This is a genomic window from Neobacillus niacini (genome assembly GCF_000759675.1).
GTDB lineage: Bacteria > Bacillota > Bacilli > Bacillales > Cytobacillaceae > Neobacillus > Neobacillus niacini_A.
Map to the genome: position 1 here is coordinate 6,828 of NZ_BAWM01000086.1, position 12,841 is coordinate 19,668.

A 12,841-nucleotide genomic window follows, 5' to 3' on the forward strand; every position below is an offset into this window, starting at 1 on the left:
CAGCATCATTATCGATATTATTGCGTTGGTTTTTATCAGCCACTCATCTCACTCCTTATTTAAAATAGGCATGTACTTTCCAGCACAATCCCGTTACATATTTTGCCCTATTAGGACAGATTTACACGAAATTTAAATGAGTTCTTAAAATGTTGCAACTATAACTATCCTTCACCGTTGTACAAAAAGAAAAGCAGCCATAATGACAGCTTAGATCTTTAACTCTTGCACCCGTTACTTGAAGAACAAGATATGTTTATAATACAAAAAGCCTTAGACATATTTAACAATCCAAGGCTTTTTGACTTATAGATTCTTGTAAAATATACTTAGACTGGGCTTCACTATAAAATAAGAAACGTGACAAATTTACTTTTTAACGTGGATTAGGAAAGACTCTTCTAACCGTTTCATTAAATTCATCAAAAAAGCCTTCTATTGGATGCCCTTGTTTAATTCTTCTACCGTAATCTTTCATTCTTTCCACAAAGTCTGGATTTGATGATACATAAACGTTCTGAATATCACGATCTGAATCCCTAACCTTGTCTGCAATCTTTTTCTCAAGCCGATTTGTTACCTCACCTTTTGCACTATCGCGCAATTCAACTGCAACATATGCATTTCGATTTGTTACAATTACGTTTGCACTATCTACTTCGTCTAAATCAGTAATTCTATCAGCAGCCTTATCAGCTACTTCCATTCGAGTATTGTTATCGAAATTTCGATCAATATCATTTTGATTATTTGTAATTCTTCTAGTATCCACATTGTCAGGTTGATATCGTACATTCCGTGCTCCATCGTTGTTACGATTGTTCATTGCTACATCATCATTATTATTAGCATTACATCCCATCAATGAAAAAATGAACAAAAAAAACATAGGAAAAAGTTTTGCTTTTTTCAATGTTATCCCTCCTTATAATGGTTACGATTATTAATATAAACATTGTAGGAGTTGTTATACATGGAAAATGATTAATATCTTTGACCTCTCCAGAAGCGGCTTGTATCGCCGACTTTAAATGGAATGAAAAGGAGAAGATAGGTAAAGGTTCTTCAAAAAATGGTATTAAAACTTAAAGGTGTAAATTAACTATCCTGCCCGTTTGTTCAGGCCCACTAACAGTGGGGGAAATAGCAGACCATCTTCATATTCGCCAGCCTCAAGCATCTAAACATCTCCGTGTACTGCATGAAGCAGGAATGGTGGAGTTTGATGCAGAAGTGAATCGTCGAATCTACAAGCTGAGGTCAGAGCCCTTCGAAGCCTTAGATTTATGGCTGAAAGAATTCCGTAACATTTGGGAAGAAAAATTCGACAACTTGGATCGTTATTTGCAGGATCTGCAAAAGAGAGAAAATAAAGAGAATGAAAACTAAAATTATTGGAGGAATCATAATGTCAACTCAAATCAAAATCACTCATACTTTCAATGCTCCACGTGAACTTGTGTTTAAGGCATTCACTGAATCAGAACACCTAAAGAACTGGTGGGGGCCAAAAGGATGGACGTTTGAGGTTTCTAAATCAGATTTCCGTCGGGGCGGTGTCTTTCATTACAGCCAGAAACCTGCTGACGGCAACGTAATGTGGGTTAAATTTGTATACAGTGAAATTATTGCACCAGAGAAAATCGTTTACACCAGTTTCTTTTCTGATGAAGAAGGTAACACTTTACGTGCACCCTTTAACGCAAATTGGCCAATGGAAATCCTGAATACCATTACGTTCATCGAGGACGCAGGAAAAACAACCCTAACAATGATTGTGATTCCCGTATCCCCGACTGAGGATGAGTTCAAAACCTTCGAGGATTCAAAAGATATGGCTCAGGAAGGATATACCGGAACCTTTGATCAATTAGATGAATACCTAACAAAGATATAAACCGTAAAAATAGCCGCAGCAAAAAACACCGACCAACGGTATTTTTGTTGTTTATAACTTTCCCCCTTTAGCTTAATAATAATTAATTTCAAAATTTCATCGTTCGCACAATAAGTTACTCCACAATCTGGCCCGATTGTAGAATAAGAGCTAAAGACTTACATAATATTATCGGAGGTGTTGTAATGGTTACGGTTAAAAATGCTGAAAGTTATCTTAAAGAGAAGATTGGTGAAGACGCTGATGATATAAAAAAAGTTTGGGAAACATTTAAAGATTTTTGTAAAGAACCAGTTGAAGGAGAAGAAGATAAAGAAATTCTATTTCAATGTGGTGTTTATGATTTTACTGGAGAGGAACTATTTCATTTTGATTTAGTACGGCAGTTTACTGTTTATGAAGAAGACGAGTATTCTCATATGGAACATCTTCACTGTGAATGGTTGTTTAAACCAATAGATGAGTTAAGAAAATTAGAGGTATCTGAATGGTCAATGGATTACGATGATATAGAAGATTTTTTTAATCATATTGAAAAACTTCAGGAGTTTAAAATACCTTTGAATTTAAAGCCCATAAAATCAGAAATATATCAGGAAGAAGTTTAGATTTTATATCATTAACAGTAGGCATTATCAGAACATGGTAATGCCTCTTTCTTTTTCAAGCAAAGGTCAGAAGGGACCACTGCGGCGATCGCTTTTTCTTGTTATGTTAACGAAGCAGGTTAGCTCAGGACTTCGCCTCTAAGTCTCGGAAACGTCTTGAACACTCAACGTAATACGCAATTCAAAAAATATTTCTCTTGAGGTAATATTAAGATAGGCTTTCAAAGGGAAATAAATTTGATTTTTTCTTTATTTATAGAGGGGGATAATATCGTGATTTCTTCCAATTAGCTTCAGAAAACTATTTATTATAAAACAAATTATATTTATGTATACTTAAACCATTATGAGTAAAAACAATAAGGGGGAAACTAATATGACACAGAGAAATAAAATCAGCAATAAAAAGGAGTTGTCACCAGAACAACTTGAAGAACTACTCAGAGCATTGAAAGCCCGTTTTGAGAAAAATATGAACCGCCATAAAGGGCTTGAATGGGCTAAAGTACAAGCAAAGCTGAAAGCTAATACTGAAAAACTGTGGTCGCTCAATGAAATGGAAAGCAGTGGCGGTGAACCGGATATTGTTGGACATGATATAAAGACGAACGAATACATTTTTTGTGATTGTTCAGCGGAAAGTCCTAAAGGTAGAAGAAGTGTTTGTTACGACCGTGAAGCGCTGGAGTCAAGGAAACAACATAAACCAGAAAATAACGCCATTGATATGGCAGCTGCCATGGGCATTGAACTCTTAACGGAAGAACAATATCGAGCTTTGCAGAAACTTGGAAATTTCGATATTAAAACGTCGAGCTGGGTGCAAACACCCTCTGATATTAGAGAACTCGGCGGTGCCCTTTTTTGCGATCGTCGCTTCGGGCACGTCTTCGTGTATCACAACGGTGCGGAATCTTACTATGCTGCCAGAGGGTTCCGTGGCTCGCTAAGGGTCTAAATTTTGCACAGAAAGAACGGGATCGCTGCGGCGATCCTATTTTGTTATTGAGCTAATAGGGTCAGTTTAGTTGAACAATCGTCATTTAGCTTTTTTTCAACAATCGGGCCATTTAGTAGAACAACACCTTTACAGAAAATTGGATATCTATATTAAAGTTTAGAAGAGATTGTGAAGGTGTGTACTTAAATAACTGACAGGTTTATAGAATAAGGAGATTCACTATGCACAAAATGAAAAAAAAAGTCGCAAATGATTTCACTTCATTTGGGACATCATAAAAATCGCTTTAGCGATTCTGTTTTGGTAGGAAAATAGCAATTCAACTGAATTTTGATAATAATCACGATTGTGTTTTTGTATTTTTATTCACAAATTTATTAATATGTAGATGATTTTGGAAAAGGAGTAATCAGTATGAGAGAAACACCTTCTGTCTCTCCCAAATCCCCCTCCATTATAAAACAGGCTTTAACTGTTAATAGGAAACCTTTTCCATGGGTAAAGGCGTTTTGTGCAGGATTAGCTGCATCTTTGCCAGTCATTATTGGATTATTATTTGGGAATCTAGAATATGGGTTGATAGCTGGAATGGGGGGCTTTACTTATCTTTATGTGTTTAATATCCCATATGCTCAAAGAGCTAAAAAGCTATTTTTTGTGGTACTTGGAATGACTTTAGTCTCTGCTTTAGGGACTCTTGCTGCCCCTTATCCACTTGCAGTAGCTATTTTGATGGGGATTATTGGAGCTGCGTCTATTTTTATTTTTGGAGCTTTAAAAATTATAGGGCCATCTGCGATCTTTTTCGTTTTAGTTTTTGCAATGACAACTGGTATGCCTGTTCATCCAGAACTTGTATTGCTGCGCGCCGGCCTTGTATTTCTAGGAGGTGCACTATCGTGGGTGCTTGCCATGATTGGTTGGTTTTTTGATCCTCATGGCCCGGAAACAGGTGTAGTAAAAAAAGTATATTCAGAACTGGCTGCGTTTCTTGATTCAGTTGGTACAGAGAAATATAATGAGACAAGACACAGAGTCATGTCAGGCTTGAAGGAAGCAGAACAAACACTTGCAGTAGGATATATACCTTGGAGAAATACTGACATATTTAATCGATTAGTTATCTTAAATGATCAAGCAAACACGATATTTTTGTATGTACTTGAAAATTTTTCGAAGACTCACGTAAAATTGCCACCAGAATTAGGAGAATTTATCCGGGAAATTGCTAATTCGCTTGATCTGAAAAATAAGAGTGAAAGTGTTTCTAAAAAAATCCTTCTGCCGGAAGAAATGGATGAATCAGTTCTACAGTTATTCACAAAAATTACCGATGCTGATGCGATCATGAATGAACCAGCTTCAAAGATTAATCAAGTGATTCGAATTTTTAAACCATCACTCAGGACCATTTTTTTGGGGGCCTTTGATAAAAACTCCATTGTTTTTATTACTGCTGTACGGTTCGGTATTGTCACCATTATCGCTGCTATTATAGCGTATCAGTTTGAATTTACAAGGCCCTTTTGGGTACCGTTATCCTGTGTAGCTGTTATGTCAGGCTTTACTATTGTCGCTACCTATCATCGTGCGATTCAAAGAGCATTTGGTACAATCCTAGGTATATTGATTGCAAGTTTAATTCTTATGACTCACCCTTCTGGATTCATCATAGCTGTACTTATTCTGCTATTGACGTTCATTACAGAGTTGTTTATTGTAAAAAATTATGGTCTTGCTGCGTTGTTCTTTACACCGAATGCTTTGCTTATGGCTGAAAGCACGAGTCATGGAAGCTTTACCTTTACTTATTTTGCATCAGCCAGATTAATTGATATCTTTATCGGTATTGTCATTGGTCTAATAGGAGTATTCTTCGTAGGAAGACAGTCTGCCTCTAGTCGACTCCCACATTTAATAACCAAAACGATCCGAAGTCAGGCGCAATTTTTATTAATTCTTTTCTCTGACCAGGGAACCGGATATAATGCGAGAAAAAGCAGAGAAATAATGAAAATGCGAACGAATTTAAATAATTTAAAAACACTATATGATACAGCTACAGGTGAAATTCCAGTTAATAAAAAAGCACTAGAATATTACTGGCCAGTCATATTTTCCATAGAGCATTTAGGATATTTACTGGAAAATTGCTCAAAAAATGAATATCGTCCTATTTTATCAGATAAAACCCTTTCCCAATTGCTTTATGTTTGTGAAACGATGGCTAATGCCGCCAATCGAAAACAGTCACCCTCAATAAAAAACGTCCCTGAAATTGAAAAGTTTCCAAGTATACATAATGAGATTATTACCTTGCAAAAATCCCTTCAAATAGATGAAGGAGTTTCTTTTTAAATTTAAGGGCGCTTATCTTTAGTAAGAAAGCGTCTTTTTGATATGCCCCTACACATTAAGGGATTAGATTTTGTTAAGGTAAAAAAAGATTGTGAAGGTTTTTACTTAAACAAAACTCACCCGTGGATGGTTCTTTTTTTTTTTTTTGGATTAATTTGTAAAATCTAGTAAAATAGTAAGTGGATGTAGTTTTATTAGTCTGCGGTTAGAAGGAAACATTTTCAGAAAATGAAATGCAAGGAAAAAGGAGTATTTCAGCGTGAAAAATATCATCATAGGTACAATTTGTATAATGTTGGTTGGAATAACGGTTGCCACATACTTTTTTGAAAAGCATCCAGAATTAACTACACCAGGACGGAGTCAACCAATTGAAGAGCAAGATACACAAGAATTCGAACCACCTCAACCGAGCCCATTTCTGCCAATCTATGAAGACAATTCAATTGGATACTCGCTTCAAAACGATCAATTACAAATCACCTTTAATAAAGGAGATGATTGGTCTATAGTCCCAATTGAAAAAGAGAAATTATTTGCAGGAGAATATAATGGAAACGCGCAAGAACTCATTGAGAATAGCTATATCCTTACGCAAAATCGTGCTGCCTTTTTATATTCAGAAGGCAACAGTATCAAATTGAAATATTCTCTTAACCAAGGAGAAACGTGGGAAGATAGTGTTGTGACGGCTCAATATCCGACAATCCGTTTCCGAAAGGTTAATTTTTTAAATGAGTCCTTTGGATATGTCATCATTTCAGGTGATCGAACTATGTCACAGGAATGGACGACCGTTTATATCACGAATGATGGTGGTAAGCAATGGAGAGAGACTAACCATTCAAATGTTACTAGATTAATTTATGATGGAGGATTTGTTGATGAAAACACAGGCTTTTTATCATTCGGAATCCTTAATCCTATAGAACCAGATCTTTACGTCACACAAGATGGTGGGAACTCCTGGAGTAAAGCCAATGTAATGATTCCAGAGAAGTATCATGAAATTTTTGTGATGTCTGAAGTCCCTTTTAAAGAAGAAAATCACTTGGCTGTTTATATCAATCAAGGACCTAATGGGGACTACGAAGGTGGGAAAGTAAAGGGAAAATTCACTTCAAACGACAACGGTAAAACATGGGAGTTTTCCATGGAGGTACTGCCAAATGAATCTGAATAAGAAGAAAATCGTGGGGTGGTTGTTTTTCCTTATCGCCATTGGGCTCTTTTGTATCCAAATGGGATACTTCTTTTTACAATCAAGATACGGTATGGAGTACTCAGATAATCGAATTTTTTATGTGATAAACATTATAATTTTTGTCTCCATGTTTTTTTCCATTTTTCTTCTGCTAACTGTAACTAATAAGTGGAAAATGATAATTGGGAGTATACTAGTGATTCTCGTCCTCCTACTTGTGGGCTTGCTTATAAACCATAGCAGTAAAATAAATCACATTGTAAGCATCTCACCAGACCTTAAACATGTGTTTGTCATAAAAGAAAATACAGAAACTGGTCAGTCAACATATTATAGAACCTACTATGGGATATTCGCTCGACCAAAGGAAAACTTGCCCTATAAAACAAATGGCGAGTTTAAGGTAAAATGGTTAGAAAAAGACATTGCAGCACTTACATACAAAGCGGCTGATAATAAAATACACCAATACATTGGTACATACGGTGATCGTAATGGAGGTTCATCATATTCTTATGTTGGTCCATCTATCCAGGGAAAATGGGAAGTGGGCAATATGCGGATTATTAGTGCTTCTGAAGGTATTACGATAGACAACAACGGTGAAATTGAAAGATATGACTGGGGAAATATTGTTCAATTTGGGACAATCGCTGTTGTTTTGATGAAAAATAACGAAGCACAATGGACGATCGGATTAAATGAAAATTTTAAAAGTAACTCGAATGAACCCATACCACCCCTGGTGAAATTACCATATATAAAGCAACCCTGGATCATAATAAGCCAATAACCCTGGAGTATGTATCATCTGAATAATACTGTCCTACTAAGTATTAGTGGTGGAAAATTATAAGAGTTTCATACTATTAAAAGCCGAATCGCATATGGATTTCGGCTTTTAATTTCATTGTTTTATAAACTTCTGTTCTTGAAGAATCGAGTTTATAATGTGCATCGAGTTCCATTCCCCTGAAGAAAACATGGTGATGGGATATTTTTTTGGAAAAAGGGTATTGCTAATTTGATTTGGTGACAAGCCATCTTCGTAGTGTTTGATGATTTTACCTTGGAGATCTAACAAATAATCAAGCTTTCTTTGTAAAGCAGCACGCCCATCTTCTAAAAAGCCAGCATGGCAGCAAAACACATCCCCAAAATCAAAGGTTAATACTTTCCTTAACGAATCGATGATGGTTGGAATGCTTTCTTCTCGTAAAATAACCTTTGTCTTTTCCTGGCAATACAAATCACCAGTAAATAGTTGACCGGTTTCACGATTTAAGAATGCCAAATGATCGATAGCATGACCAGGTGTTTCAATCACGTCCCATGTGGCATGGCGGGATGAAAAAGTTTTTCCAATTGTCTCTGCATGAAAAGGAGGACGCTTCCCCCAGAACACCTTTCGATATAGTGGATAATCAGGCTTCTTTTTACAATAATCCAACATCATATCATTCATATAAATAGGTAGATTCATTTCATTTTGTAAAAAAGCTGCACAGCCTGTATGGTCTTCATGAAAATGTGTGATGACCACTTGATCGATATCCTGTTGTTTAAAAAATGGTTTAAATTCCTTTTCTAATGATGCGGCACCCGTATCAATAAGAACTCCGTCGAGGACGAAACAATAAACATTTAATTTTACCCCTTGAAATGCTACTGTCCCGTTTCCAGCTTGAACACCCTTTATCGTCTGCTGGTTGAAACTCTTCTTTAATAACATAAAATGAAACCTCCCCAAAACCTTCCCTTTGTCAAAGTTTAACACGAAATGAATAGGTATTCATTAATTTAATACTGATTTTATTCCGAAAGTTCAGAAAAGGATTTCAACTATAAGTGTAGAAAGCTATAGGTAACACTTTACGTAAGGGGAAATACATGAAAATGAGGAAATTTCATCAAACGATCAAAAATTATCTACTTTCCCTCCCATACCGAGCAAAATTGATACTTGTTTTTTCTCTTCTTATTCTCATTACTGCTTCCATTCTAGGAAGTATTACTTACTATCAATTTGCAAAATCGAGCCAGAACAAAACCGAAGAATATCAGATTCAATTGGCGGATCAAATTAACCAGCATTTAAATCGCTATTTAAAGGAAATGCAGATTATTTCTTTGTCACCATTTTATGACCAAGAGGTTTTGGACATCTTGCAATCACATCAAACACCTAGTGAGGTTACATCGTTTCCCCCAGCAGCTGAAAGAGTTCCGATGTGGAGATATATTTCTAGTCTCATCCATATGCGAAATGAAATTAGAGGTATACATATCATGGCAAATGACGGTACAATCTTTAGTAATTTAGATTCAAATACAGTCTTGCTAAAAGTTTTCGAAACAGATAATGACTGGATCAATAGGATAAAAAAGGCAGACGGGGAGTGGGTCCTGCTTCCTTTACATAAACCAAATTATTATTTAAATAAAGACACTTCTGTATTTTCTGTAGCTAGGCTCATACGAGATCCCTCCAGCCATGAACCGCTAGGAATTATTAAAATTGATTTAAAGCAGGAATTAATCAATGAAATCGTCAGTAATTCAAATGCGAAAAGTCATATTTTTATCCTGGATAAGAATAACGAGTTTATTTACCCCAATAAGGAAGATAAACTAATTGAATCCTCTTTTCTATCAGAGATTGAAAATATCAAGGTGAATAACTATACCAACATCCCGATAAATGGTACAGACTATATGATGGTCTATCATCAGTCAAGCTATTCCGGTGTTAAAACCATCATGCTCACGCCACGATCTAGTGTATTTAGTGAAGTGAATCATCTACGGAAAGTGATCATTTTAGTTGTTATCGTGGGAATACTCATCTCATTTTTATTAGGATTTTTGCTTTCTAAGCCACTAGTAGGTTCGATTCACTCATTACGAAAAGCGATGGGTAAAGTGGAAAAGGGGAACTTTGCCCAGAGGGTAACGATCCAGTCCAATGACGAAATTGGTGAACTAGGAAAAGGGTTTAACCTCATGATTAATGAAATTGATCGCCTTGTCTCAGAGGTTTACACAACGAGTTTACGAGAAAAAGAGGCTGAAATTAGGGCGCTGCAAAGTCAAATGAACCCGCATTTTCTCTATAACACATTAGAATCTATCAATATGCTTGCGATTACAAAGGGCAATCTAGAAGTATCGGATATGGTCTCTTCACTGGGTAAATTACTTCGGTACACCATCGATAACTCATCCAAAATTATTACCTTGGATGAAGAATTATCCTTTATTCGGTCCTATGTGGCGATCCAAAAGGTAAGGATAGGTGAAAACCTCCAATATACTGAAGGCATTGAACCAAATCTAAATAAAGTTTTACTGCCAAAGCTTGTATTACAACCACTTGTCGAGAATGCCATTGTTCATGGGATTTTTCAACAAGGCGGGCACATTTTTATAAAGGCATATGTAGAGAGAGGGTTATTAAAAATATCTATTAGGGATAACGGGAAAGGGATTACCGAACTAGAATTAACAAAGCTTAAGAGATTAATTGAGAATCAACATACAGTATCGTCTGAAAAACATAATGGGATTGCTTTAACAAATGTTCATGAACGTCTACAGCTCCTTTATGGAAAACAATTTGGAATAACCATTGATGGTAGGGAACAGAATGGGTTTTCAGTAACGTTGACACTACCAATACAGAGAATGGGGGAAGAAACTCGTGAAAGAAATATTAGTGGTTGAGGATGAAGCCATTATTCGACAGGGGCTAAAAATATTACTTGAACAAGTGATCGGAGGGTTTCAGGTTACGGAAGCAAAAAGTGGTGAGGAGGGACTAACCCTTTTTCACCAACGAATACCGCATTTAATTATTACCGATATACGAATGGGCGGTATGGATGGACTTACCTTTATTTCTAGGGTAAGACAGATTTCCGAAGATGTACCGATTATTATTTTAAGTGGGCATGGTGATTTTGAATATGCCCGGACTGCTATGCGTTACAGTATCACCGATTATCTATTAAAACCTATAAATAGAGTCGAGTTATCAGAGACGTTATCAAAAATATTTAAGGATCAAGAGGAAGAGAAAATAGAAACCTCAAAACAATTCCAAAAAATCCTTCAATACATAAATGACAACTTAAGTCATGAAATTACCTTAAAACACATCGCAGACCATGTCTATTTGAATCCACAATATGTAGGACAATTATTCAAGTCAGAACTGAATCAAACCTTTACGGATTATATAACGGAAGAACGTTTAAAACGGGCGAAGCATTTATTAAAAGGTACTAGTTTAAAGGTATACGAGGTGGCACAGCTTTCAGGATATAGAAGTCCCAAGCATTTTATGACTGTCTTTAAGCAAGAGGTAGGGACAACACCCGTGCAATTTCGGAATTTTTCATAAAATTTTTTACAAATCTATGATTAACGAACTATATCTCTTTTTGAAGGGATATTTTTTGTAGGGCTTCATCTTTAAAATGTAAGACAAAGGGAGGTATGTCAAATGAAGAGAAAGATAGGACTCATTTTTTTAACACTTTTAATGGTAGCGTTTACAGTGGCGTGCAGTAACAACACTGAAACGGGATCGAAGGAAAATGGCTCAAAAGAGGATGAAGAAGTTGAGTTGACCTTTATGATGTGGGGAAATGAAGCACATCAAGAAGTGTACAACAAATTAATTGCAAAATTTAACGAAACACACCCGAATATTAAGGTGAAGATGGAAAGTGTACCATTTCCAGATTATCAGCAGAAAATCACCGTTTTAGCTGCTGGTAGAGAACTACCGGATGTTGGTTGGGTGGCAGAGCGGATGGCACCTCAATTTATGGAAAATGGACTGTTAGCAGATGTATCTTCCTTTAAGGAAGATAAAGAATATAACATGGATGACTTTTTCCCATCCACACTCGATTTATTCGAGAAGGATAGTAAATTGTACGGAATCCCATTTTCAACTCCGCCAATGGTTATGTTCTATAACAAAGACTTGTTCGTAAATGCTGGTGAGAAAACACCAAATGAACATGTAGCAGCGGGAACGTGGAATTGGGAGCAGTTCGAAAAGTCAGCAAAGGCGATTTCAGCTGATGGTGTCTATGGTGCGAACTTCTTCCGTGATTGGAATACGTGGATTTCCTTACTATCACATACTTGGGGTAATGGCGGTGACTTGTTTAATAAAGACATGAGCAAATTCACTTGGAATAGCCCACAAGGTCTCGAAACATTAAGCATGCTTGATCGTATGATGTTCAAAGATTCATCACATCCAAAAGCTGGTGAACAAATAAGCTTTGATTCTGGAAAAATTGGGATGTTCTTCGACGTTTATAGCTATGTATCAGCTGCTCGTAATGTAAAAGATTTTGCGTGGGACATTGCACCACTTCCAGAAGGAACAGAAGGCAGATTTCCAATGCTAGGTCAGGCAGGATATGGATTATTTAAAGATTCAAAACATCCGGAAGAGGCTAAAGAATTACTTAAATTTTTTACAAGTCAAGAGGGAATCACTGAAACATCCACATTCTTTGTACCACCACGTGAGTCTGTGCTAAGTTCTGACGCGTTTGTAAATCAGCCAAATAACCCGCCGGCAGAAAGTATTAAACGTGCGGTTATTGATGAAATGGATAATGCCCGTTTACAAGCTGGTCATGTGGAATGGCAAAAAATTGATACGGCGATTCAATTTGGGTTCGACGAACTATTTGGTCAATTGAAAAAGCCAGAAGACATCTTAAAAGGTATGGAAGAAAAAATCAATCCGATATTGAAGTAATCAAAAAGATGCGGTTAAACCTGAA

The 12,841-nt window shown here is 36.4% G+C and carries 12 protein-coding genes; 10 read left to right on the top strand and 2 right to left on the bottom strand.

Annotated features, from left to right (window positions below):
- Positions 1-376: 376 nt before the first annotated feature.
- Positions 377-913 carry a YhcN/YlaJ family sporulation lipoprotein gene (locus TR08_RS20405; protein ID WP_052427549.1) on the bottom strand — a complete coding sequence of 179 codons (537 nt, stop codon included), beginning with the start codon at positions 911-913 and terminating at the stop codon, positions 377-379.
- Positions 914-1,104: 191 nt separating this feature from the next.
- Here TR08_RS20405 and TR08_RS20410 point away from each other — a divergent pair, with 191 nt between their 5' ends.
- From TR08_RS20410 to TR08_RS20440, 7 genes are all read left to right on the top strand, one after another.
- Positions 1,105-1,389: an ArsR/SmtB family transcription factor gene (locus tag TR08_RS20410; protein WP_045521443.1), complete on the top strand. Its 285-nt coding sequence runs from the start codon at positions 1,105-1,107 to the stop codon at positions 1,387-1,389.
- Positions 1,390-1,408: 19 nt separating this feature from the next.
- The gene (locus TR08_RS20415; protein ID WP_045521445.1) at positions 1,409-1,897 is read left to right on the top strand and encodes an SRPBCC domain-containing protein; all 489 of its coding nucleotides are present in this window, start codon (positions 1,409-1,411) and stop codon (positions 1,895-1,897) included.
- Between the two features lie 185 nt (positions 1,898-2,082).
- Complete coding sequence (locus TR08_RS20420; RefSeq protein ID WP_045521447.1) at positions 2,083-2,505, top strand: hypothetical protein; 423 nt, start codon at positions 2,083-2,085, stop codon at positions 2,503-2,505.
- 376 nt (positions 2,506-2,881) lie between these two features.
- Complete coding sequence (locus TR08_RS20425; protein WP_045521448.1) at positions 2,882-3,463, top strand: DUF4256 domain-containing protein; 582 nt, start codon at positions 2,882-2,884, stop codon at positions 3,461-3,463.
- Positions 3,464-3,880: 417 nt separating this feature from the next.
- Positions 3,881-5,824 carry an FUSC family protein gene (locus tag TR08_RS20430; protein WP_045521449.1) on the top strand — a complete coding sequence of 648 codons (1,944 nt, stop codon included), beginning with the start codon at positions 3,881-3,883 and terminating at the stop codon, positions 5,822-5,824.
- Between the two features lie 259 nt (positions 5,825-6,083).
- Positions 6,084-7,007 carry a WD40/YVTN/BNR-like repeat-containing protein gene (locus tag TR08_RS20435; protein WP_045521451.1) on the top strand — a complete coding sequence of 308 codons (924 nt, stop codon included), beginning with the start codon at positions 6,084-6,086 and terminating at the stop codon, positions 7,005-7,007.
- The gene (locus TR08_RS20440) at positions 6,994-7,821 is read left to right on the top strand and encodes a hypothetical protein (RefSeq protein ID WP_045521453.1); all 828 of its coding nucleotides are present in this window, start codon (positions 6,994-6,996) and stop codon (positions 7,819-7,821) included. The genes TR08_RS20435 and TR08_RS20440 overlap by 14 nt, the downstream gene beginning before the upstream one ends.
- A 114-nt stretch (positions 7,822-7,935) precedes the next feature.
- Here TR08_RS20440 and TR08_RS20445 read toward each other — a convergent pair whose 3' ends face one another.
- Positions 7,936-8,760, bottom strand: coding sequence for an MBL fold metallo-hydrolase (locus TR08_RS20445; protein ID WP_045521455.1), 825 nt, complete (start codon positions 8,758-8,760; stop codon positions 7,936-7,938).
- Between the two features lie 158 nt (positions 8,761-8,918).
- On the opposite strand from TR08_RS20445, the gene TR08_RS20450 reads away from it, so the two are divergent.
- The 3 genes from TR08_RS20450 to TR08_RS20460 all read left to right on the top strand — a co-directional run bounded on the left by TR08_RS20450 (position 8,919) and on the right by TR08_RS20460 (position 12,816).
- Positions 8,919-10,751, top strand: coding sequence for a sensor histidine kinase (locus tag TR08_RS20450; protein WP_052427550.1), 1,833 nt, complete (start codon positions 8,919-8,921; stop codon positions 10,749-10,751).
- Positions 10,729-11,430 (top strand): response regulator transcription factor, encoded by a 702-nt coding sequence (locus tag TR08_RS20455; protein ID WP_045521456.1) that lies wholly within the window; start codon positions 10,729-10,731, stop codon positions 11,428-11,430. The genes TR08_RS20450 and TR08_RS20455 overlap by 23 nt, the downstream gene beginning before the upstream one ends.
- Positions 11,431-11,532: 102 nt before the next feature.
- Positions 11,533-12,816, top strand: a complete 1,284-nt coding sequence (locus TR08_RS20460; protein ID WP_045521457.1) for an ABC transporter substrate-binding protein — start codon at positions 11,533-11,535, stop codon at positions 12,814-12,816.
- The last annotated feature ends 25 nt before the right edge of the window (positions 12,817-12,841 follow it).

What these genes read in the sequence shown, in the direction of transcription:
- TR08_RS20415 (WP_045521445.1), top strand. Translation starts at nt 1,409, where the DNA reads ATGTCAACTCAAATCAAAATCACTCATACTTTCAATGCTCCACGTGAA.
- TR08_RS20420 (WP_045521447.1), top strand. Translation starts at nt 2,083, where the DNA reads ATGGTTACGGTTAAAAATGCTGAAAGTTATCTTAAAGAGAAGATTGGT.
- TR08_RS20425 (WP_045521448.1), top strand. Translation starts at nt 2,882, where the DNA reads ATGACACAGAGAAATAAAATCAGCAATAAAAAGGAGTTGTCACCAGAA.
- TR08_RS20430 (WP_045521449.1), top strand. Translation starts at nt 3,881, where the DNA reads ATGAGAGAAACACCTTCTGTCTCTCCCAAATCCCCCTCCATTATAAAA.
- TR08_RS20440 (WP_045521453.1), top strand. Translation starts at nt 6,994, where the DNA reads ATGAATCTGAATAAGAAGAAAATCGTGGGGTGGTTGTTTTTCCTTATC.
- TR08_RS20445 (WP_045521455.1), bottom strand. Translation starts at nt 8,760, where the DNA reads ATGTTATTAAAGAAGAGTTTCAACCAGCAGACGATAAAGGGTGTTCAA.
- TR08_RS20450 (WP_052427550.1), top strand. Translation starts at nt 8,919, where the DNA reads ATGAAAATGAGGAAATTTCATCAAACGATCAAAAATTATCTACTTTCC.
- TR08_RS20460 (WP_045521457.1), top strand. Translation starts at nt 11,533, where the DNA reads ATGAAGAGAAAGATAGGACTCATTTTTTTAACACTTTTAATGGTAGCG.